The organism is Streptomyces sp. NBC_00568 (assembly GCF_026341855.1).
GTDB lineage: Bacteria > Actinomycetota > Actinomycetes > Streptomycetales > Streptomycetaceae > Streptomyces.
This window is the reverse complement of record NZ_JAPENW010000001.1, coordinates 7335348-7357757: the sequence shown is the minus strand read 5'-3', so window position 1 is coordinate 7357757 and position 22410 is coordinate 7335348. Positions and strand designations below refer to the sequence as shown.

The following is a 22410-nucleotide window of genomic DNA, read 5'->3' as shown; positions in this document are numbered from 1 at the left end:
CCGCTTCCGGCGGTGGGGTTGCATGGTGGCGCTACTGCTGTTCGCTGCCGTGTGCTGTGCCGCGCCGGTAGGGAACGCGATCAGCGCGTACGTCGCGCTGAAGACGGGCGTACAGGGCGACGGTGGAATCGCCGAGGGCGGCAGTGTCGCCGACATCCCTGCACGGATGCTGACCGCCTACAAGAAGGCGGTCCAGCAGGTCGGGAAGTACGTACCGAAGTGCCGGGGCATGCGCTGGCCGATCCTGGCCGGTATCGCGAAGGTGGAGTCCAACCACGCCGTGGGCCGGAGCATCGCCGCAGGCGGCGACATCCGTCCGCGCATCTACGGGGTCCTCCTCAACGGCTCCGGGGCGGGCGGCAACACCACAACCTTCCCGGACACCGATGGCGGCAAGTGGGACGGCACCGCGAACGGCGAGCGTGCCGTCGGCCCGTTCCAGTTCTTACCCTCCACCTGGGCGGGCATCGGGAAGGACGCGAACGGCGACAGGAGAGCCGACCCGCACAACGCCGACGACGCCGCCCTCGGCGCCGCCGTCTACCTGTGCGGCACCGGACGCGACCTGGCCCAGCAGGCTCCGCTCAAGGCCGCGATCCTCCAGTACAACCACTCAAACGAATACGTCGCCAATGTGCTGGGCTGGATCGATCAGTACACGGCAGCCGCGAAGGACCCGGACCTGAAGAACGTGTCCGGGAAGGTCCGCACCGTCATCGAGGCGGCGCTCTCCCAGCGGGGCGTGCCCTACTCGTGGGGCGGCGGCAACACCCAGGGGAAGTCCTACGGCTTCTGCTGCTCCCCCAGCGGCAAGAACGGCGCGAACATCAAGGGCTTCGACTGCTCGGGACTGACCGCGTACGCGTACGCCCAGGCCGGTATCAGCCTGCCGCGCACCGCCGCCGCCCAGGCCAGGGTCGGCCGACGAATCCCCACAAGCCTTGACACCGGCGCGCTCAAGCCCGGCGACCTCGTCTTCTACGCCGACGCCCCCGGCCGCGACGCGACGATCTATCACGTCGGGATCTACCTGGGCAGCGGACAGATGGTCAACGCCGCCCGCCCGGACACCGTTGTCCGCCTGGACGCGGTCAACGCCATGCCGGGATACGCGGGAGGGGCCCGGCTGCTATGACCATGCCCCCGGCGCGCTCGCCGCACCTGCTGCTGATCGCCACCGTGGTCCTGGCGGTGGCCGGGGTAATCCTGCTGACGGTGCCGCATGCGCCGAGCGCACCTGCAACCGCGACACCGCGGACGGCCGTGTCCACGTCGACTGCCTCGGCAACCCTTCCCGGCAGCCGCTCTTCGCAGACCGGGGCGCCTGCGCCCGCGTCAGTCACGGCCTCCACGCCAGCGGAAACGGTCGGCGCGTCCGCGCTGCCACCGCACGGTGAGGGCGCAGCCGGCGATGCCGCCATCCAGAAGTCGCTGGAGGACGCCTGGCCCGCCGACCTTGCCGACGCCGACGCGCACAAGCTCCTCGCAGCAGGCCGCGGCCTGCTGCGCGCAGACGCCACCGGCATCGGCCGCACCACGTGGCCGGCCCTCTTCAGGAACCCGGACCAGGCGATCGCACCGGCATTCGCCACCGCTGGTTTCCGCATCCAGGCCGCCATCGCCCGCAGCGACGGCAGCCCGGACAAGGCGGTAGTGCACCTGGTGTGGGCGGGCACGGACCGCGGCGGCACCTACACCGACCGGCGCATCACCGACTGGCACTTCACCCGTACCACCTTCAAGGGAGGATCCACGTGGACTCCGCAGCGCCCCATCTGACCGGCCCGGCACACCCGACCGCAGGCGGCCACGTCATCAGTCTGTCCACCCATGCCGCGGGCGCCGCTTTGTGGGTGGCCCAGCACTGGTATCTGATCCTGCCGGCTGCCGGTGTGCTCTGGTGCGTGGGCGAAGTCGTGGTGCGGCGCCTTGCGGTGAAGGCCTCCGCCGAGCGTATGGCGCTCGAACTCGAGGCGGCCCGGCACTTCGACCCGGGCCTGGAGGAGATCTTCCGCCGCGGAGTCCAGCTTGCCCGCGCCTCCACCAGCATGCCCTGGTGGGCGCCCCGCCGCACCAAGGCCGTGCAGATCCGGCTGCGCGCCGACGGCTCCAGCCCTCTGCGTTACCGCATCGAGGGACCGGTCGGCGGCGAACGGCTGCTGTCCATCACGCCGTTCGGCCCCGACGTCACCGTCACCCGGGCCCGGCCGATTACCGACGAACCGCGCAAGCACACCGTGCGGGCCGAGTTCATCCTGCGCGGCAAGCCGATCGCCCCGCTGCGGGAGGTGCCCCTGGAACCCGACCCGCTGCAGCCCCTCGTCGACGCGGTCTGCGATCTGCGCGCCGACCTCGGCGACCTCGCCGAAATCCGTCTGGACATCCAGCGGGCCCCGAAATGGGTGCTGCGGGCACGGCGGCTCCATCTGCTGCAGGCCGCACGCCGCTCCGAGCGCCGTGAAGCCCAGCGTGCTGTCCGCTGGATTCGCCGGGATGCCGCAGGCATCGAAGACTCGCTGGGCCACCAACTGCTGCAGCTTCTTGACCCGCAGCACCGGCCAGCGTCGCAGGGGCGCCGTCTGGTGATGCCGCCGGTGCCGCGCCGGATCGATCCCGCCGAGGCACTGGGCAAACTCGCCCATGACGACCAGCTGGTGCGGGTACAGCTCCTCGTCACCTGTGCGTCCCATATCCACGGGCGGCCCGAGGCTCGCCTCGGACAACTCCAGGCCGCACTCGATGTGTTCGGCGGCCATTCCCGCTGGGCGATGCGCGGCCTGCGGATCGGTCCCTGGCGGCTGGGCGCCGACCGGTGGCCCAGCCGCCAGGCTTTCGAACGCCGCTGGAGGCACGGACACTGCCAGCCGCCCCGCCCGAACTGGGTGCGGTTGGAGGAACTCACCGGACTCCTCAAGCCCCCGACCCTGCACTGCCGGCTGCCGCTGCTGGCCCCCGAGCTGCCGACCTTCGAGTTCGGCAACCCCGCCCTGCTGCTGCAGGGCATCCACCGCGCACCGGACGGCCGTCGCCGCCTGGTCGCCACCTATGCCGCAGAGACCCTCTTCGAGTGCGCGGTCGGCAAGGCAGGCGGCGGGAAGACCGAACGCGCCCTCGCGCAGGCGATCGGCTGGGCACACGCCGGCGGCGGGCTGCTGTTCCTCGACCCGCACCGCGACTCCTGGCCGCGCGCCGCACCGTTCCTCGCCCACGCCCCTCTCATGGACCGCATCGCGCTGATCGACCTCAACACTGTCGGCCCCACGCCCCAGATCAGTTCCTGGAACCCGCTCGACATGTACCAGGGCCCCGCCGCGCACGAAGTCGTCGAGGCGGTCACCGACGCCTTCGCCGCCGCACTGGGCTGGGAGGACGCCACCGCACCCCGCGCCCTCACCCTCCTGACCGCGGCCCTGTCCGTCCTCACCGCCGTCAACCAGGCCGCCTGCAGGGCTGGCCGCTCCGAGGACCAGGCCACGCTCTTCCAGGTGCGGTCCCTGCTCACCGAACCCGCCTTTCGCACCGCGGCCCTGTCCGCCACCGCCGACCGGCTCGATGAGGAGACCCGTTCCTGGTGGCAGAGCGTCTTCCCCACCTTCCCCGCCGACGCCTTCGGCGTCGTCCTCAACCCGCTGGCCCGCCTCGCCGCCAACCCCGTCACCCGCGCCTTCCTCGGCCAGCCCCGCGGCGTCTACAACATCCGCGCGGCCATGGACCACCGCATGATCGTGTGGGTGTGCCCGGCCGGCAACGGGCCCACCGACCGGCTCCTGACCGCCCTGCTCGCCCGCGACCTGCTGCGTGCCGTGCGCTCCCGCCGCGACACCCCCGAGGATCAACGACTGCCCTTCCGGCCCTACTTCGATGAACTGATCACCCTGACCGGCGCCGCTCCCGAGACCATCGCTGCCATGTTCGAGGACTTCCGTAAATACAAGGCGCACGTCCACGGGATGACCCAGCTGCTGGCCCGGCTGCCCGGCCCCGTGCGGATGTCGCTGACACAGAACGCCTCCACCCTCGCGACCACCGCCGGATCTCGGACCGCCATCTCCGCGATCACCGCCGAGTGGGGCGACAAGCCCAGCCCCGACCAGGTCGCCGCCCTCAACCGATACGAGCACTACGCCACGCTGACCGTCCACGGCCGCCGCATCGGCCCCCTGCGTCTGCAGGGCCCCCACCTCGACGACGTCTTCGCCGAACTCGCCCGCCCCGGCAACGTCGCCGCCCTCGAACATGCCGCCCGCACCACCGCAGGCACCCGTCCGCTGCACCAGCTCACCACCCACGCGGCCGGCCAACTCGACCGCGTTACCGCCTTCCTCGCGCAGCACACCTCCGCACCAGCACCGTCCTCACGCCCGGACACAAGCAAGGGGTACCAATGACCAGCACCTCTCCCCCGGCCCGGCCAGAGCCGCCCCCCTTCACGCCCAGTCCCATCGAACCGCTGCCCCACCAGCTTCTGGCCGCACTCGCCCAGCACCGCATGGCCACCACCGGCCAACTCCGCCTCCTGCTGCGCCCCCACGCGACCCGGCAGGCCATCTCCCAACCGCTCAACAGACTGCGCACACACGGCCTGATCGGCTACACGGTGCTGCCCCGTTCGAACCGCACCCGCGCCTGGTACCTCACCCCCGACGGCGCACGTCTGACCCGCAACTGGCCGGCTCTGCGCGGCCGGCCGCCCTACCCGATCACCTCGGCAACCGCCGCATCACTGAAGATCCCGCACACCCTCACCGCGGTCCGGGCTCACCTCACGTTCGTCCGCGACGCCCGCCGACGCGGCGACGAACACGGCCACCTCGACTGGACCCCCGAAGTGGCCCACCCGCTCAGCGAGCGCGAACGCGTCATCGCCGACGCCGTCATGCACTACACCCTCAACGAAGGCCAACAACGCCGAAAACTGCGCGCGTTCATCGAAATCGACCGCGCCACCATGAGCAGCGAGCGCCTCGCAGCCAAGCTCATCGACTACGCCCGGCTCTGGTCCCACCCACAACCCGCCAACCACCGGCGCCCCCGCCAGCACGCCGAGACCGATGCCGCATGGCTGCGCTGGTACCCGGTCTACCCCCGGATCCTGTTCATCCTCACCGGAGCCTCCCGCACCACGCTCACCAACCGGATCAACGACTTGCGGGACATGACCGCCCAACACCCCCTCGTCGCCGCCCTCGCCCGCAACGTTCCCCTCGGCGCCGCCACACTCAACGACCTCGAGACTGCCAGCCCCAGCCAAAACGTATGGGTCTGCCTCGCCGGCGCCCCAGACCGCCAGCCTTGGCACACCCTTCACCCCTGATTCGCTTACGCAAAGACATAGTGATGCTGAATTCAAGCCAAGTAACGCCTGAGACAGACCAGTCCAGCCAGAAACGGACCGGCATATGCTTAGTCTTTCCTCAACGCAAACTGAGCAACGCACACCGACCGGCAACACCACCGCCCCCATGGGCGGCGGCAGAACAGCGGCCATCTCGCACCGCGTCCCACGGGGGAGACCACGTGACACGAGCACCACGCCTGCAAAAGCGCACCGTTCACCAGTGGAAGCCCGGAACGGCCCTGCTCATCGCCGCCAGCCTGATGGCGCTGTCCGCGTGCAGCAGCGACGATGAAGATTCCGGTGACTCCTCAAAACAGCCATCGTCCGCGAGCAGTCCGTCACGTCCCTCAAAGTCGCCGAGCACCGACCCACAGGCTGCAGCGCGAAAGGACGTACTGACGGCCTACAGCGCGTTCTGGCGCGAGCAGGTCAAGGCGTATGGCCAAGCGAACATCAAGGGCACGGACCTGAAGAAGTACGCGACCAAAGAGGCTCTGGGCCAGGCCATGGCCGATGTCCTGGTCATGCAACAGGCGGGCACCGCTACTAAGGGCGCCCCCACACACCAGGCCGAGGTCACGTCTCTGACGCTGACCGGGTCGATCCCGAAGGCAAGTGTGCGGGACTGTCTGGACATCTCCCACTGGAACACGATCAAGAAGAAGTCGGGGCAGGTAAAGCCGTTCCCGTCCGCCCAGCCGCTTCGCTACATCACCACGGCCAAGGCGGAGAAGTGGGGGAAGCAGTGGCTGATCACGGAGGTCACTCCCGATGGGGAGCAGACATGCTGAGCCGCCCCGCTTTAGCTCTCCTCCTGACGGCAGCCGCGACCGCCGTCTGCATCCGCCCAGGCGCTGCGAACGACGATCCCGTCATCGGCGGGGACTGCGAAGGCGTGGGCCAGTACGTGACTGTCTGCCGGGAACAACCCGGAGCACAGGGCGGCAGTGATCCCAGCGGAAACCCGGGTAAGCGCCCCGGCAAAGACGAAAAGCCCAAGCCACAAATCTGCGCGGTAGAACGCCTTGATCCCCAGCCCCCAGCGAGCGATCCCGTATGGAAGGGGCGCAAGCCGGGAGACGGCGCCATCTACACACGGGTCTGCATCAGTGACGCCCTCGGGGCCGCGGCAGGCGCACAGGTTGCCCCGCAGGTGTTCTGGGCGGCCGAGGACCCCACAGTGAACGTGGACCCCGAGCAACTGGCGCGTGAGGCCGTCGACCGGATGCTGCTGACCGGTCCCGACATCGCCAGCCCACGCACTGCAGGCCGCTACGTGGTCGGCATGCCGATGTGGATGTGGGTCCATCAGTCCCCCACCAGCTACGGACCCAACTCCGCGTCCGCGACGCTGGCCGGCGTCACGGTCACCGCAACTGCGAAGGTCAACCACATCGACTGGGCGATGGGTGACGGTTCGATGGTGACCTGCAACGGGCCCGGCACGGCGTACACGGCTTCCTACAGCAAGCAGGAGTCCCCGACCTGCGGCCACACATACACGCGCACGTCAGCCACCCAGAGGGACGGGAAGTACCCCGTCGCCGCCACGGCCACTTGGACGGTCGACTGGCAGGTCAACGGTGGGGGCGAGACGGGCCAGTTCACCGAGACCAGGCAGTCGCAGGCGCAGGTGCCGATCGGCGAGGTGCAGGTCGTCAGGTAGGGCCGCCGGGAAGGATTACGACGTTGAGCAAGACCAAGCAATCAACAGCGGTGGTCGAGCGCGGGCTGCCGCAGCCGGCCGGAGTGGCCGGCCCGGTCAGTCCGCCTCGGGTGTCGGCCCGCCGCCGCCGTCCGGGCGTGATTGCCCTGTCGCTGGGGCTGATCGCGGCTGGCGGTGCTGGTGTCGCGGTCCTCCTGCTCCAGGTCGGAGACCGCACCGAGGTCGTCACCGTGGTGCGGGACGTGCAGGTCGGCCAGGTCCTCACCGAGCAGGACCTGGGCAAGGCGTCCATCGCTCTGGACCCGGCGGTCAAGGCGGTCCAGGCTGACGACCTGGCCCAGGTGGTGGGCAAACGGGCGGCCGTGGAGCTCCGGCCGGGCTCGCTCCTTGCTCCGTCACAGGTGACCAAGGACAGTCTCGTGAAGCCCGGTGAGCAGCTGGTGCCGATCGGGCTCAAGCCGGAGCAGATCCCCGCGACGGAGCTGGTGTCGGGCCAGAAGGTCCAGCTGGTCCATGTGCCCGCACAGGGTCAGGCTGAGACAGACAAGACGTCCGGCAGCCCACCGCCGACGCTTCCGGGGCGGGTCGTGAAGGCATCGCAGGCCGCCCCCGGCACCGGGGTCGTGGTCGTCGACGTCGCCACGTCGGCTGATGACGGGCCGACCGTCGCGGCGTGGGTGTCGGCTGGCACGCTGCGCCTGGTCCTCGCCGCCCCGGGCGGCCGCTGATGGCGGTGATCGCACTCGCCGGGTGCAGCGGTGCACCTGGTGTGACCACGAGCGCGCTCGCTCTGCTGCTGGCCTGGCCGCTGGAGCCGGGTCGGCGGATGATTCTCGCCGAGTGCGACCCGGACGGCGGGGCTGTGCTGCACGGGCTGCTACAAGGGACGCTCGGTGACCGGTACGGGCTGCCCAATCTGTCGGTGGCGGCTCGCAAGGGCGAGTTCGGTGAGGCGTTCTGGCGCCAGCTGATCGACCTGAACGGCGAGGATGGTCCACGGGACTCGCCGCCCGACCGGTTGCTGCTGCCGGGCATTACCGATCCCGCGCAGGCCGCGAGCCTCGGTTCGGTGTGGAAAGCGTTGTCGCAGATGTTCCGCGGCATCGAAGCGGAGCACGGCCACGATGTCTTGCTGGACCTCGGCCGCCGCGGCGCGTTCGGCCCGTCCAGTGTCCTAGCCGAGCAGGCTGACGCCGTGCTGGTGGTGGTCCGCAACACCCTGCGTTGCCTGCAGGCGGCGCAAGGACGGGTGCGCCAGCTGGAAGAGCAGGTCGGAGACGTCGGGCTTCTGGTCATCGACGAGGGCCCCTACCCGGCGGGCGAAGTCCAACGGGTATTGCAGGCGCCGGTGGTGGCAACGCTGCCCTACACGCCGAAGGACGCCCGTGTGCTGTCCGACGGTGATGAGCAGCCGCGGCACTTCACCAGGTCGAAGCTGATGAAGGCGGCACGCACGTCCGGCGCCCTGCTGGTGCAGCGGGCCGCTGTCCGGCGTGCCCGCCTCGATCCGCGCGCCGCATTTGCTTCGGGGGTGCCCGGTGCGCGGTAGGCCCCTGCACGCCGACCCTACGGTGGCCCCGCCGCCCGGTCCCCGCCCTGCCAAGGCGACACCTGCCGGTGCTGCCGCAAGCACGCACGCACTCGGCAGCTCAACACCGCAGGTCACAGTGGACTACCGGGTTGCCCGGCACATTGCCGCCCAGGTGGCCAAGCAGCGCGAGGAACTGCTGAAGACCACACCGGACATGGACCGGGCCAGCGAGGAGCAACGCTGCCTGGACTGGATCAACGAGGCGGTCGCCCTGTGGTCGAACGCCCAGGCAATGACGCCGCAGCAGGACGAGGCACTGCGCCGAGGCGTCTACGACCTGCTCTTCCGGGCGGGACGGCTCCAGCCGTACCTGGACGACGAACGGGTCGAGGACATCATCATCCAGGGGCCGGGCGAGGTGTGGCTCGACTACGGCGACGGTGAGCGCCGCATGGTCGGGCCGATCGCCGACTCGGAGGAAGAACTTCTGGATCTGCTGCGGGAGTTGGCCCGTGGTTCCGGACACAACGAGCGGACCATCTCCACCGCGAACCCGACGCTGGCCCTGTCCCTGCAGGACGGCTCCCGCCTTCAGGCGATCACAGGTCTGGGGCCGATGACGTATGCGGTCATCCGCCGGCACCGGGTCTCCCACGCCGACCTGGACCACCTGGTCCGCCTCGGCACCATCGACCCGGTCCTGCGCGAGTTCCTCGGCGCCTGCGTCCGCGCGGAGAAGAACATCATGATCGCGGGCAAGCAGAAAGCGGGAAAGACGACTCTGCTGCGGGCAATGCTCCGCGAGTTCGACCCGGAGTGCCGGTTCGCAACCATCCAGACCGAGGACGAGCTGTTCGCCCACACCAACGGCTACCACCGTCAGGTCGTCTCCCTGGTCGGGCGTGAGTCCAACGGAGAGAAGGACGTCACGGGCCGCAGCGCCGGTGAGGTCACACTGCTGGACCTGATGCACCCCGCTTTGCGGATGTCGCTGGAGCGGATCGTGGTCGGCGAGGTCCGCGGCCCCGAGGTCGTCGCGATGATGCAGGCGCTGACGAACGGGTCGGGCGGCAACCTGTGCACCATCCACGCCCGACGACCCGACATCGTTTTCGACCGGATCGCCGAGCTGTACGCGCTCGCCCAGGACAACCTCTCCGAGCAGCTTGCCTACCGGCAGACCGCCAACGGCCTGGACTTCGTCGTCTACATCGACATGACGGACGAGACGCAGATCGGCGGCCGCCGCCACCGTTATGTCTCCCACGTCCTGGAGCTGACAGGGATCGGCGAGAACGGCCGCCCGGCCACCAATGAGATCTTCTCCCCCGGCACCGAGTTCGGTGATTTGCGGGCGGTGCCCCGGATGGATCCGGGCTGCATCGACGACCTGCGCCGCGTCGGCTTCGACTCCGCCCTGCTGCAACAGCCCTACGGGGCGTGGACAGCGCCGCTGCCACTCAAGGTGGTGGCGGGGCGATGACACTGGTGTGGGCGCTGCTGAGCGGCATGACCCTGGTCGCCGGGCTGATCGGCGTCGTGGCCGGCGTGGTCGGCACGACCGCCCCGCTGAGGGCTCCGCTGCGCCGGCGTTGGCAGGCCCGGCGCAGCGGGGCCGCGCAGAGCGAGGACACCCGGCTGCGTCGGCGGACCCTGTCGGCCGCGGCGGTCGTGGTGTTCGTCGTCGTGTGGCTGATCTCGGGAAACTTCGTGGGCAGTGTCCTGCTCGGTGCTGCCGTGATCGGCGTGCCCTGGCTGATCGCTCCGGCGCAGATCGCGCAGGGCCGCATCGGTGCGCTGGAGGGCTTGTCCGAGTGGACGCAGCGGCTGGCCGGTCTGCTCCGCCTGGGCATGGGCCTGGAGCAGGCAATGATCACCAGCCGTCAGGGGGCTCCGGAGGAACTCGCTGGGCAGATCACCAACCTGTCCGACCGGTTGCGGCAAGGGTGGCGGCCACAGGAAGCACTGCACGCCTTCGCCGCAGAACTCGACGACATCACTGCGGACAAGGTGGTCGCGGCGCTCATCCTGTCGGCGGGCGACCGGGGCCCGGGCCTGGCGCAGGCGCTGGAGGACCTGGCGGGCACGGTGCGCGAGGAGGTAGCCAAGAAGCGGTCGATCGAGGCGGATCGGGCGAAGCCCAGGACCACGGTGCGATGGATGACCACCATCACCGTCGCCGTCGTGGCGGCGGGATTCTTCGTCCCTTCCTACACGCGGCCCTACTCCTCGCTTCTCGGTCAGCTCGTGCTCGCCTTCCTGACGGCCGGGTTCGTCGGTGTCCTCGCCCTCATGCGGCAGCTGGGCAGCTTCCGCCGCATCCCGCGCTTCCTGGTCACCGACCCGGCGAGCACCGTCCGGCTGCCCGCCTCCGCCGCAGAGCCGGACCGGCTGCCCAAGCCCGGCCGGTTGTCCGAAGGAGTCACACCGTGAACCTGCTTCCTGTCGTGGCGTCCGGTGGCACAGTCGGTGCGGGCCTGGCTCTGCTGGTGCGCGAACTGCTGCGCCCGCAGCCCGCGTTGGGGCTCGCGCTTGCGCGCAGCGCCCCGGCGACTTTGACCATGCCCGTGCCGGAGCTGGACCGTGACGAGGTGTGGGGCCGGTGGCTGCTGGCCCGCATGGAGCGCCTGCCAGGTGTGCGGGTCCCCAGCGTCAATCTGGCGCTGATCGGGCAGGGCCCGGGTCAGTTCATGCTCAAGAAGGTGGCGTTCGCCGCGCTCGGTCTCCTGTGCCCGGTGATCGCGACGATTCCGTGGATCATCGCCGGGGTGGGGCTGCCGTTCTACGTGCCCGCCGCCGTCGGACTGCTCGTTGCGGGGCTGCTGTTCATCACCCCGGACCTCGCGGTGCGGGACCAGGCGAAGCGGGCGCGGGAGGAGTTCGCGCACGCCCTGTCCGCCTACCTGGACCTGGTCGCACTCAAGCGGGCCGCCGACGCGGGTCCGGCGGAGGCGCTGGAGAAGGCCGCCGCAGTCGGGCGCGGCTGGCCCTTCCTGTACCTGCAAGGCGCGCTGCGCCGGGCCAGGTTGGAGAAGATCCCGCCGTACCAGGCTCTCGCGGAGCTCGCCGCGGAGTACGACCTGCCGGTCCTGGGCGACGTCGCCGACATCATGCGCGGCTCGGCCACCGACGGCGCCGCCGTCTACAAAGCGCTGCGCGCTCGCACCGCTGCCCTCAACGCTGAACTCCTGGCCGATCAGGCCGCGGAGGCGAACGCCGCCAGCGAGAAGATGACCGCCCCGGGCGCCCTCCTCGCCGTGCTTGTGATGTTGCTGATGGCCTTCCCCGCCGTGATCCGCATGCTCACCGTCTGACACCACGTCCCGTCGTGCTCAACGCCTTGAGAGAGGAAGAGTCCATGAGGAACGCCACAGCCCGCACCTACCGGGCCGCGTACTGGCTGACGAGTCGTCTGCAGGACGGCCTGGCCGAGGCCAGGCGCCGCCCGGACCGCGGCGACATCAGCACTACCACCGTCATCATCTGGGTGGCGGCCGTCACCGGCGCCGTACTGATCGCCGGAAGCATCGCCGTCGTGATCGCCAAGTACAACGGCAAGATCAGCGGCTTGTGATGCCGTCTCCCGAACAGGTCAAAGGCTGGTGGCAGGGGCGACGCTGGAGCGATGACCGCGGGGACACGTCCATCCAGATGGCGATCGTCTTCCCGTTCGTGCTGCTCGCCACGGTCGCCGTCATCCAGGCGTCCATGTGGTACTTCGCGCGGCAGATCGCCCTGACCGCTGCCCGCGAGGGAGCCGGCGCCGCCCGTGCCTACCAGGCCGGCCCCGGCGACGGAGCGGCCCGGGCGCGGGACGTCCTGGAACGGACAGCGGGTGACAGCCTGCGCGGCTACAGCGTCGCCGCCGGCAGCGACGGGCAGCGGGTGCGGGTGCAGGTCTCCGGGACAGCCATGTCGATGATCCCGGGAGTTGCGGGCCTGCAGGTCAGGCAGTCGGCGTCCGGGGCGGTCGAACGCTGGACGGTCCCAGGACGGTGAACAGGACGCGAGAGGCCTGGTGGCCTGGCAAGCGCCACAGCGATGACGGCAGTGTCGCGATCGAGGCTGCGATCGTCCTCCCGTCACTGATCATGTTTTTGTGTCTGGCGATCGCCGGCGGACGCATCGTCACCTCCCAGGCGAAAATCGACGCGGCAGCCGAGGACGCGGCACGGGAGGCGTCCATCCACCGCACCGCGGCCGCCGCCCAGGACGCCGCACACGCCGCGGCCACCGAATCGTTGACCGACCAGGGCATCGCCTGCGCCTCCACCACCGTCCACGTCAACACCGGCGGCGTCAGCGTGCCGGTCGGCCAAGTCGGCACCGTCACCGTGACCGTGACCTGCACGGTCAACCTGTCGGACCTGCTGCTGCCGGGCGTGCCCGGGGCGCGGACGCTCACGTCGACGGCGACCTCGGTGGTGGATCAGTACCGGCAGCGAGGCGACTGATGCACCACCGGCAGATGCGGGTGCGCCGCGCACGGCGGGATGACGGTGGTGTCACCGTGTTCGTCGCCGTGTGCGTCCTCGCGCTGATCGGCATCATCGGCGTCGCCGTCGACGGCGGAGCGAAGATGGCCGCCACCGAACGCGCCGACTACGTCGCGGGCGAAGCAGCCCGGGCCGGCGGGCAGGCCCTCGACCCCGCCCAGGCCGTCACCGGCACGGCGGTCGTCGCCGACCCGCAGGAGGCTGCTGCTGCCGCACAGGCCTACCTGCGTGCCGCCGGAGCCACCGGCACTGTCAGCGTGTCCGGGGACGGCAAGAGCGTCACCGTCACCGTTTACGGCTCCAGCGACACGGCCTTCCTGTCGGCCGTCGGGATCGGCTCTCTGCCGGTGACCGGCCACGCCACCGCCACCCTCCTGCACGGCGTCACAGCACCCGACGAAGGAAACTGATGCGCACCGCCACCCTGGGCCGGTTCTGCAAGGCCGGCGTGAGTCTGCTCGTCCTGGCCGCCGCGGTCGGCGCACTGCCCCTGCTGCTGGCCTGGGCCACCCCGGTGATCTGGGCGTCCAGTCACGACGACCTGGCGCACCTGCTGGACCGGCAGGACACCGGGGCCGTGTTCCTGCTCGTGCTGGTCGCGGTGGGCTGGACGGGGTGGGCGCAGTTCACGTTCTGCACCCTGCGGGAGCTGGTCGCGCAGCTGCGCGGCCGCAGCTGGCACGCCCCGCGCGGGCTGGGCGCCTCGCAGCGCGCCGCGGCCCTCCTGGTCGGCAGCATCCTGGTCCTGCTGCCCGCCAGTTCTGCCCTCGCCTCCGACGCCCAGGCATCCCCGGCCGCCACCGCCGCTCGCATCCCCGGCCAGGCATCCCCGAGCCCGCAGGCCTCGCGTGCAGGCCAGGACTCGCAGACCCTGGCCGCGAATGCGCGTCCGTCGTACACGGTGCGTGAATCCCGGCCGGCGGAAAGCCTGTGGAGCATCGCTGAAAGGGAGTTGGGCGACGGAGAGCGATGGCGAGAGATCGCCGACGTCAATGAGGGACAGGCCATGGGCGGCGGGCAGGTCTTCCGGTCCAACAGCTTTCTGCAGCCGGGCTGGAAGCTGGCGATGCCCGAGAGTTCAGGGCCTCAAGGCCTGCTGACGCAGACGGACGGGCATAGGGCTGTGACTGCCGAGAAGGGCGGGCACGTCGTCACGGTCCACTCGGGCGACTACCTGTCGAAGATTGCCGAGGAAGAACTCGGTGACGGCGGGGCGTGGCCCGAGCTGTTCGCGGCCAGCCGCGGCAGGCCGCAGCCGGACGGACTGCCCGCCATCACCGACCCCGATGTGATTTATGCGGGGCAGCAGGTCACCGTGCCCGGCGCCCGGCCCGGCGACCCGAGCACCCCGTCCCCGGGCGGACCGGACCGCGGCGGCACCAGCAGCAAACCACGCCCGCCCTCGGCCTCTCCCGCACCGCAGGAACACAAGCCCTCCGCAGGCACGGACCAGGACGCAGACCCGACGGCGCCCACGACGCCCGACCGGAGCGCCGCGCCCACACCCGGCTCGTCTGCCTCGAGCACACCGCCGGCCGGCAGTGCCGACCCCACGCAATCGGCGCCACCCTCCCCTCCGCCGGAGACCCCTGAGCCGGACCCGGCCGGTGGCATGCTGAATCTGCGCACCGTTCTCGGCGCCGGCGCGCTGCTGGCCGCCGCCGTCACCGCGGCGCTCGCGTTACGCAGGACGCTGCAGCGCCGACGCCGCAAGCCGGGCGAGACGATCGCCATCGCGCCGCAGACCGCGCCCGCCGAAGCCGGGCTCGCGGCGGCCGCCGAACCGGTCGGCGCCGCCCGCCTGGACGTGGCACTGCGCACGATGGTCCACGCCGCCGAGCAGGACGGGCGGGAAGTACCCCGGCTGCGGGGCGCGCGGCTCGATGCCCGCACCTGCCACGTCCTGCCCGATGACCTCGCGTCCGAGCCGCAGGAACCGTTCGTGGCGGGCGCCGCAGGATGGTGGCAACTGCCCGATGGCGCCGAACTCCTGGACGCTGACACGGCACGCACCCTTCGCGCACCGTGTCCCGCCCTGGTCACGGTGGGCAGCACCGAATCCGGTGACCTCGTCCTCGCCGACCTCGCCCAGCTGCCCGTCCTTCTGCTGGACGGAAGCCCCGTGCACATCAGCGAGGTGTGCACGTCGCTGGCCCTGGAGCTGGGCATGAGCCCGTGGTCGCAGGATGTCGAGGTGGTCACCGTCGGTTTCGGTGAGGACCTGCCGAGCCTGCTGCCGAGTTCCCGGATCGCGCACATGCGCCGGCCCGCGCACGCGCTGCGCGATCTGACCGAGCGGCTGCTGGAAGTGCACCAGATCCCCGAGACCGCCAACCACCCGTACGTGGTGCTGTGCGCGAGCGCCCTGGACACCGACACAGCCTGGCAGTTCGCCGACATCCTCGGCACGAACCCACAGATCCCGGTCACGCTGATCGCCCCGGCCGGTACCACCGCAGCGCACTTCCCCGAGGCGGACATCCTCGCCGTCTCCGCCCAGACGCCGCAGCACTTCGACCATCTCGGCACGGACATCACCGTGCAGCGCCTGGAACATGCCGCCTACCAGCAGATCGTCACGGCCCTCGCCGTCTCCGGACAGCCCGCCAACGAGGCGCAGGGGGCATGGCAGCACGTTCCCGGCGAACCCAGCGTCACAGGGCAGGCCGCGCCGAGCCCGCAGCAGGAACAACCGCCCGGCGACGGCAGCGCAGCACCCGCACCGGCCCGGAACGGCTCGGGAGCAGTCCGCTCGGACAGGGACGATGCCGTGTTCCCGGCTCTGCTGAAAGCCTCCGCCGATCCCGCGGCACTGCCCCTGCTGCCCACACCATCCGCCGCCCCCGCCGGCACCGACGTACCGCAGGCGGCCGACGAGGTGAGCACCGGTAAGACAGACACCACCGCCACGGCACCACCCCAGACCCCAGACACTGCTGAGACCTTCAACGACGCGCCGCCGACGCACGACCTGAGCGCGCCAGAGATCCGCGTGCTGGGGCCGGTGAACGTGGACGGTCTCGGCCGCACCGGCCACGGCCCGCGCACCGCGCAGCTCGCCGCCCTGCTCTACTTCCGCCCCGGCCGCACGGCCGACGCCCTGTGCGCCGACATGGACCCGATCAGCCCCTGGTCACCTGCCACCCTCAACGCCCGTCTCCAGGGCCTGCGACGGGCCCTGGGCAACGACCGGGACGGCAACCCGTACGTACCGCGTCGACGCAACGGCGACACCCCCTACACGCTGGCCGCCGGTGTGCGCTGTGACTGGCCGCGCTTCGTCCGCCTCGCCGAACACGCACTCCCCCAGGGGCCGGCCGGACTGCCTGACCTGGAGGGGGCGCTGTCCCTCGTACGTGGCCGCCCCTTCGGCAGCCGGGCGCCGGCGTGGGCCGAGCCGTACCAGCAGGAAATGATCACCCGGATCGTCGACGTCGCCCACTCCGTGGCGGCCCACCGCACCCGCAAAGGCCCCCACCACGACCTCACTGCCGCAAGGAAGGCCATCGCGACGGGACTTGACGTGGATGACGCAGCCGAACTGCTCTACCGGGACTGGCTGATGGTCGAATCGACGGCCGGTAACCGGCCCGGTCTGCATGCGGTGATCACCCGCGTCCAGTCCGTCAACCGTGCACTCGACTGCTCTCTGGAGATCGAGACGGAGCAGCTCATCCACGAACTCCTCAACCCGGTCCGGGACCACCGGGCAGTGTAGGGTCCACGATCCAATGCGCAATGAAGACAGTTCGTTGACATCCTCTCCCCCCTGAAGGGGGAGATTCCCGCCTACCGCGCCGTTGAAGGCTGCGGTGTCGAGTGGGTTCCTGCTTCGCCGCGCGGTGCCGGGACAAGTCCCGGTCTTACCTGCGCTCGACAGGCTGTTGCCGCCAGTCCGGCAGCCTTGGCGACGTTGACCGCCGCGTTGATGTCCCGGTCCAGGACTGCCCCGCACGCCCCACATGTCCATATGCGGACGTGGAGGGGCTTGGGGCCGTCCTTGACGCCGCACACGGAGCACACCTGGGAGGTCGGCTCGAACCGGCCGATCTTCACGAAGGTTCGTCCGTACCGGGCGGCCTTGTACTCCAGCATGGTCACGAACGCGGACCATCCGGCGTCGTGGACGGACTTGGCCAGGCGGGTGCGGGCGAGTGCCTTCACCGCCAGGTTCTCCACGGCGACCGCTTGGTTCTCGCGGATCAGTTTCGTGGAGAGCTGGTGGTGGAACTCGCGGCGCGCGTCCGCAACACGGGCGTGTGCCCGTGCGACGCGGATCCTGGCCTTGTCCCGGTTCTTGCTGCCCTTCTCCTTGCGGGAGAGGGCCCGTTGCGCCTTCTTCAGTCGCTTCTCCGCCCGGCGCAGGAAGCGCGGGGAATCGACCTTGGTTCCGTCGGAGAGGACCGCGAAGTGCCCGAGGCCGAGGTCGATGCCCACCTCGGGCGTCATCTCCGGCAGCAGTTCCTCGGGCCCGGTCTCCACGACGAAGGATGCGAAGTACCGACCCGCTGAGTCCTTGACCACCGTCACCGCGGACGGCGTCGAGGGCAGCATGCGGGACCACTTCACCTTCAGGTCGCCGATCTTCGGCAGGCGCAGCTTCTGTCCCGGGGTGATCGACCAGCGGGCGTTCGCGGTGAACCGCACCGCCTGCCGGGTGTCCTTCCGCGACTTGTACCGGGGCGCACCCATACGCGGGCGCTTGCCCTTCAGTGCGTCGAAGAAGTTCCGGTACGCGGTGTCCAGGTCGCGCAGGGACTGCTGGAGCACGACCGCCGACACCTCGCCGAGCCAGGCACGCTCCGGCGTCTGCTTGGCCTCGGTAATCAACGTCTTCGACAGGTCGCCGGTCTTCGGAAACGGCATGCCTTCACTGCGGGCGGTCTCCCGCGCGCGAAGCGCGTCGTTGTAGACCACCCGCGCGCACCCGAACGCCCTTGCCAACGCTGTGCGCTGACCAGCCGTCGGGTACAAGCGGAAGCTGTACCGAAGCTGCACACGGATCACGATACGCAGTTGGTTTATGGGTATCGATGAGAACATTCGTACAGGCCGTCACTGTGTCTTCCGCATGCACGTCCACTTGGTTTTCGTGACGAAGTACCGGCACTCCGTCTTCTCCGGACAGCACCTGACGCGGTGCGAGGAGATCGTGCGGGCCGTGTGCGAGGACTTCGAGGCCGAGCTCGTGGAGTTCAACGGCGAGGCCAACCACGTCCACCTGCTCGTGAACTTCCTGCCGAAGGTCGCCGTGTCCAGGCCGGTGAACTCCCTCAACGGCGTATCCTCACGCCGCCTCCGCCAGGAGTTCCCCGACCTCGTCCGCCACTACTGGCGGGCACAGCGTCTGTGGTCCGGCTCGTACTTCGCCGGGTCCGTCGGCGGCGCGCCACTCAGCATCGTGAAGCAGTACATCGAGCAGCAGAACCGGCCGCTCTGACACGGCTGAAGTCAACAGCGCAGATCCGTGCCCACAGCTCAGGTCAGAGCAGTTCTCAGATTCACTTCACCACCGGGCTGAAGCCCGGTGCACTGCGAATAGACCCGGTAGCAGTGAATTAGCAAATCCGCAGCTTCCTCAGCAATGACTACGAGCAGTAGCGGTCGGTTGTATGGCACTTGCGTCGGTCTGCGGGTCGCCGGTTCGACGCGATGGTTCGGCGGTGGCTGCGAGCAGGGCGGCGTCGTCGTCGACCCGGTCGGGGGTGTTCAGCAGTTCCAGGGCTCGTTCGGTGATCCGCTGGGGGTCGGGGCGGGCGGCGGCGGGCAGCGCGTCGCAGGTCTGGCGCAGGGCCGCCAGGCCGTCGTCCAGGGACAGCGCCCGGTTCTCCACCAGGCCGTCGGTGTACAGCAGCAGGCTGGTGCCGGGCGGGAATGCCACCTCGCGGTCGACCGGGGTGCTGCCCAGTCCCAGCGGCAGCGCCGGGGGCAGTTCCAGGTAGGCGGTGTCGGCGGCTACCAGCAGGGGCGGCAGGTGCCCGCTGGCGGCGTAGCGCAGGCGGTGGCGGTGGGGGTCGTAGACCGCGTACAGGCAGGTGGCGAAGCGGTCGGTGGCGAGCGACTGCAGGTAGGCGTCCAGCCTGGTCAGCACCTGGGCTGGGCCGGCGCCCTCCAGGGCGAGGCTGTGCAGGGCGGAGCGGAGTTGGCCCATCACGGTGGCGGCTTCCACGTCGTGGCCCATGACGTCGCCGATGGCCAGTCCCACGGCGCCGTCGGGTAGTTCGAGAACGTCGTACCAGTCGCCGCCGACCTCGGCGCCGCGGTTGCTGGCCCGGTAGTGGGTGGCCAGGCGCACACCGGGCACCTGGGGCAGGTGGTGGGGCAGCAGGGCGCGCTGCAGGGTCAGGGCTAGGCGGCGCTCGTTGTGGTAGCGGGTGGCGTTGTCGTAGGCCAGGGCCAGGCGGTGGGCGAGGTTCTCCAGATACTTGTGTTCGACCGCGGAGTAGTCGGTGTGCCGGACCAGTACCAGGGCCCCAAGCGTCTGGTCGTGGGCGTGCAGCGGCAGGGCCAGCACGGCGGCGGGCGCCGGGTGCGGGCCGGCTGGGGCTGGGGCGGTGCCGTTGATCGCGTGGGTGGCGGCGGTGGCCAGGGCCTCGTGGGCGAGAAGGGGGGTGCCGGCGATGTATGGCGGGGGCGACTGCGCCGGGGCGGGTGCTGCGGCGGTGAGGTGGATGCTGATCTGGTCGGCGAAGTCGGGCAGCAGGATCTGGCCGGCAGTCTGCCGTATCTGGTCCGGGTCGAGGGTGGCGGACAGCCGCAGGCCCGCGTCGGCCAGGGAGGCCAGCAGGGCCAGCTGGTTGCGGGTCTCGGTCAGGGCCTGTTCGCGCAGCCGGGACAGTTCCAACCCGGTGCGGACGCGCGCCAGCAGCTGGCGCGCGGAGAAGGGTTTGGCCAGGTAGTCGTCGGCGCCGGCGTGCCGGCCCTGCACGGATTCCTCCTCGCCGGCGCGGGCGGTGAGCAAGACGACGGGCAGGCGGGCGGTGCGCGGGTCGGCACGCAGCGCCCGGACCAGCTCGAAGCCGTCCATGCGGGGCATCATCACGTCGCTGAGCACCAGCTCCACCGGCTGCGCCAGGGCCATCTCCAGGGCGGCCCGGCCGTCAGCGGCGAGCAGCACGTCGTAGTCGGGCTGCAGTAGCTGGGTGAGGTAGGCGCGCATGTCGGCGTTGTCGTCGACGACCAGCAAGCGGGCCCGGTGGGGGCGGTCGGTTTCGTGCGGGCCGGGGCCGTGGGGGGCATCGTGGGTCGCGGGGGCGTGCGGGGTGCGTGCCGCGGGGGTGGCCGCGGCGGGGACGGGGTCGGCCGCCAGCCAGCCCAGCGCCTCGTCCACATAGGCCGCGGCGCGGCCGGGCCGGCCGCCTCCGCCTTCCCTGGGGGTTTCCCCGGGGGATCCGGCGCCAGCCGCGTCCCCGGGGGATCCGGCGCCAGCGGGCGGGGCCGGGCGGGGCCGGTGGGCGGTGGCGAAGGGGAGGTCCACGGTGACGGTGGTGCCCTGGCCGAGGCGGCTGTCCACGCCGACGGTGCCGCCGTGCGCTTCCACCAGGTCCTTAACCAGCACCAGGCCGAGGCCGCTGCCCTCGTGGGAACGGGAGCGGGCGCCGCGGACCCTGTGGAAGCGCTCGAACAGGCGCGGCAGCTCGTCCGCTGGGATGCCGGTGCCGGTGTCGGTCACGGTCAGCCTGGCCCGGTCGCCGGCCGCGGCCACCTGCACCCGGGCGCCGCCGGTGAAGGTGAACTTCAGGGCGTTGCTGAGCAGGTTGAGGATGGTCTTCTCCCACATCTCCCGGTCCAGGGGCACCGGCTTGGGCAGCGGCGGGCAGTCCACCTCCAGCGTCAGCCCTGCCGCCTCGAAGGCGGACCGGAACACCCCGGCCAGCTCGGCCGTGGCACCGGCGAGGTCGACCGGCTCGAGGGCCGGGCGCATCTGCCCGGCCTCGGCCCGGGCGACGTCCAGGAGGGTGTTGACCTGCTTCAGCAGGCGCAGGGCGCCGCGCTCGGCCAGCTCCAGCTGCTCGCGCCGCTCGGGCCGGTCCTCGTCGGCCAGGGCCTGCTGGAGCGGGCCCAGGAGCAGGGTGAGCGGGGTGCGGAACTCGTGGCTGACGTTGGCGAAGAAGGTGGTCTTGGCCCGGTCGAGCTCGGCCAGCGCCTCCGCCCGCCTGCGCTGCTCTTCGTGCGCGAGCGCGGCCGACAGCGCCCCGGCCACGGCTGAGGCGAGCACCTCCAGGAAGTCGTGGTAGGCCCCGGCCGGGGGGAAGCAGGGGTTGACGCCCACCACCAGCACGCCCTCCACCTGGCCCGCGCAGTGCAGCGGAAGGGCCAGCGCCTGCTCGACCGGGAGCCGGGGGGCCGCGGCGTGCTGCCCGGCCGTGCTGCCGTCGGTGAACGCGGCGGCCGGCAGCGTGGCCGGGGCACCGTCGGCGACCACCTGCGCCAGCCGGGCCGCCGCCTCCGGCCCGTCGGCCGCACTCAGCGAGACGGTCTCGGGCGCCGACCGGAGCCCGGTGGAGGCCGCCAGCCGCTGCATCCCTGGCTCGGAGGCCAGGTACAGGCCCAGAAACGGGATCTCGTCGGGGTAGGAGCCCGCCACCTCGGCGACCACGCGGGCGACCTCGCCCGGAGTGGGCAGCCCGGCCGTGCGCGTGCCGGTCTCGCTCAGCAGGCGCAGTCGGCGCTCGCCCAGTACCCGGCCGGTGGTCTCGGTGAGGATCTGCAGCACGCCGCCGGCGGTGCCGTCATCCAGCAGCACGGGCTGGAAGGCGGAGTCGAAGTAGCACTGCTCCAAAAAGCCGTGGCGCTCCATGATGAGCAGCTCATCCGGGACCAGCAGGGGCTTGCGGGTGCCGGTCACATAGTGGAAGTGGGAGCTCACGGGGTGGGCCCAGACCTCGGGGAACACCTCCTTATAGGGCCTGCCGAGCGCCCAGGGGTGTTTGGCGCCGACAATGGGTGTGGAGCCCAGGTTGTACAGCGTGGCGAATTCAGCCCCCCAGTACAGAGCCATCCCATGCTCAGAGGTGAGCATGAGGCGCAGCGTGTCCACCAGGGGCCCCGGCCAGGAGACGGTGGGCCCGAGCGGCGTCGCCGCCCAGTCGATCCCTGCCAGAAGCTCGCCGAACGCGCCGCCCTCGGCGAACACCCGGGCCGCCGCCGTGCGCGGGTCATCGGGCCGGGTCATCGAGAAATCTTCCGAATTGCAAGATTAAGGCAAATAAGAGGCTATTTGCCCAGTAGTGTACGCCTGCAGCCGCACGCCGACGGCGGTGATCGCCGACTCGCAGTCCCTGCGGGCGGCCGACACTGTCGGCACCGACGGACAAGGGCGGGACGTGCGGGAGGAAGGTGGCGGGCCGCAAAGGGCACGTGGCCGTGGGCTGCCTGA

General features: G+C 70.8%; 19 protein-coding genes. 17 read left to right on the top strand and 2 right to left on the bottom strand.

All coding sequences use genetic code 11. From position 1 onward, the window contains the following. Nucleotides 1–22 precede the first annotated feature (22 nt). The 16 genes from OOK38_RS32030 to OOK38_RS31955 all read left to right on the top strand — a co-directional run bounded on the left by OOK38_RS32030 (nt 23) and on the right by OOK38_RS31955 (nt 16749). Nucleotides 23–1135: a C40 family peptidase gene (locus OOK38_RS32030; protein WP_266849222.1), complete on the top strand. Its 1113-nt coding sequence runs from the start codon at nt 23–25 to the stop codon at nt 1133–1135. After that, on the top strand, nt 1132–1779 hold the full coding sequence (locus OOK38_RS32025) for a hypothetical protein (protein ID WP_266849220.1): 648 nt from the start codon (nt 1132–1134) through the stop codon (nt 1777–1779). The genes OOK38_RS32030 and OOK38_RS32025 overlap by 4 nt, the downstream gene beginning before the upstream one ends. Further along, nucleotides 1755–4388 carry an ATP/GTP-binding protein gene (locus tag OOK38_RS32020; protein ID WP_266849218.1) on the top strand — a complete coding sequence of 878 codons (2634 nt, stop codon included), beginning with the start codon at nt 1755–1757 and terminating at the stop codon, nt 4386–4388. Before OOK38_RS32025 ends, OOK38_RS32020 begins: the two co-directional genes overlap by 25 nt. Then, nucleotides 4385–5314 carry a replication-relaxation family protein gene (locus tag OOK38_RS32015; protein ID WP_266849216.1) on the top strand — a complete coding sequence of 310 codons (930 nt, stop codon included), beginning with the start codon at nt 4385–4387 and terminating at the stop codon, nt 5312–5314. Before OOK38_RS32020 ends, OOK38_RS32015 begins: the two co-directional genes overlap by 4 nt. Before the next feature lie 203 nt (nt 5315–5517). Beyond that, a complete protein-coding gene (locus tag OOK38_RS32010; protein ID WP_266849215.1) occupies nt 5518–6129 on the top strand; it encodes a hypothetical protein in 612 nt (203 codons plus the stop codon). Nucleotides 6130–6518: 389 nt separating this feature from the next. Continuing rightward, complete coding sequence (locus OOK38_RS32005; RefSeq protein WP_266849213.1) at nt 6519–7004, top strand: ATP/GTP-binding protein; 486 nt, start codon at nt 6519–6521, stop codon at nt 7002–7004. Nucleotides 7005–7027: 23 nt separating this feature from the next. Further along, complete coding sequence (locus OOK38_RS32000; protein WP_266849211.1) at nt 7028–7732, top strand: SAF domain-containing protein; 705 nt, start codon at nt 7028–7030, stop codon at nt 7730–7732. Further along, nucleotides 7732–8553 carry a hypothetical protein gene (locus OOK38_RS31995; protein WP_266849209.1) on the top strand — a complete coding sequence of 274 codons (822 nt, stop codon included), beginning with the start codon at nt 7732–7734 and terminating at the stop codon, nt 8551–8553. The genes OOK38_RS32000 and OOK38_RS31995 overlap by 1 nt, the downstream gene beginning before the upstream one ends. After that, nucleotides 8543–10018, top strand: a complete 1476-nt coding sequence (locus tag OOK38_RS31990) for a CpaF family protein (RefSeq protein ID WP_266849208.1) — start codon at nt 8543–8545, stop codon at nt 10016–10018. The genes OOK38_RS31995 and OOK38_RS31990 overlap by 11 nt, the downstream gene beginning before the upstream one ends. Next, entirely contained in the window at nt 10015–10968 is a 954-nt protein-coding gene (locus OOK38_RS31985; protein WP_266849206.1) for a type II secretion system F family protein, read from the top strand. The genes OOK38_RS31990 and OOK38_RS31985 overlap by 4 nt, the downstream gene beginning before the upstream one ends. Further along, entirely contained in the window at nt 10965–11849 is an 885-nt protein-coding gene (locus OOK38_RS31980; protein WP_266849205.1) for a type II secretion system F family protein, read from the top strand. Before OOK38_RS31985 ends, OOK38_RS31980 begins: the two co-directional genes overlap by 4 nt. Before the next feature lie 44 nt (nt 11850–11893). Further along, the gene (locus OOK38_RS31975) at nt 11894–12109 is read left to right on the top strand and encodes a hypothetical protein (RefSeq protein WP_266849203.1); all 216 of its coding nucleotides are present in this window, start codon (nt 11894–11896) and stop codon (nt 12107–12109) included. Beyond that, nucleotides 12109–12534 carry a TadE family protein gene (locus OOK38_RS31970; protein ID WP_266849202.1) on the top strand — a complete coding sequence of 142 codons (426 nt, stop codon included), beginning with the start codon at nt 12109–12111 and terminating at the stop codon, nt 12532–12534. Before OOK38_RS31975 ends, OOK38_RS31970 begins: the two co-directional genes overlap by 1 nt. Further along, nucleotides 12531–12989 carry a TadE family protein gene (locus OOK38_RS31965; protein ID WP_266849201.1) on the top strand — a complete coding sequence of 153 codons (459 nt, stop codon included), beginning with the start codon at nt 12531–12533 and terminating at the stop codon, nt 12987–12989. The genes OOK38_RS31970 and OOK38_RS31965 overlap by 4 nt, the downstream gene beginning before the upstream one ends. Further along, nucleotides 12989–13441, top strand: coding sequence for a pilus assembly protein TadG-related protein (locus tag OOK38_RS31960; RefSeq protein WP_266849199.1), 453 nt, complete (start codon nt 12989–12991; stop codon nt 13439–13441). The genes OOK38_RS31965 and OOK38_RS31960 overlap by 1 nt, the downstream gene beginning before the upstream one ends. Then, a complete protein-coding gene (locus tag OOK38_RS31955; RefSeq protein ID WP_266849197.1) occupies nt 13441–16749 on the top strand; it encodes a LysM peptidoglycan-binding domain-containing protein in 3309 nt (1102 codons plus the stop codon). The genes OOK38_RS31960 and OOK38_RS31955 overlap by 1 nt, the downstream gene beginning before the upstream one ends. Nucleotides 16750–16820: 71 nt before the next feature. On the opposite strand, the gene OOK38_RS31950 is transcribed toward OOK38_RS31955, so the two are convergent. After that, the gene (locus tag OOK38_RS31950; RefSeq protein WP_266849195.1) at nt 16821–18029 is read right to left on the bottom strand and encodes an RNA-guided endonuclease TnpB family protein; all 1209 of its coding nucleotides are present in this window, start codon (nt 18027–18029) and stop codon (nt 16821–16823) included. A 25-nt stretch (nt 18030–18054) separates the two neighbouring features. Between OOK38_RS31950 and tnpA the strand changes: the two genes are divergently transcribed. Next, nucleotides 18055–18471 (top strand): IS200/IS605 family transposase, encoded by a 417-nt coding sequence (gene tnpA / locus OOK38_RS31945; RefSeq protein ID WP_266849193.1) that lies wholly within the window; start codon nt 18055–18057, stop codon nt 18469–18471. Nucleotides 18472–18609: 138 nt separating this feature from the next. Here the strand turns inward: tnpA and OOK38_RS31940 are convergent, their stop codons facing one another. Further along, the gene (locus tag OOK38_RS31940; protein ID WP_266849191.1) at nt 18610–22206 is read right to left on the bottom strand and encodes a SpoIIE family protein phosphatase; all 3597 of its coding nucleotides are present in this window, start codon (nt 22204–22206) and stop codon (nt 18610–18612) included. Nucleotides 22207–22410 lie beyond the last annotated feature (204 nt).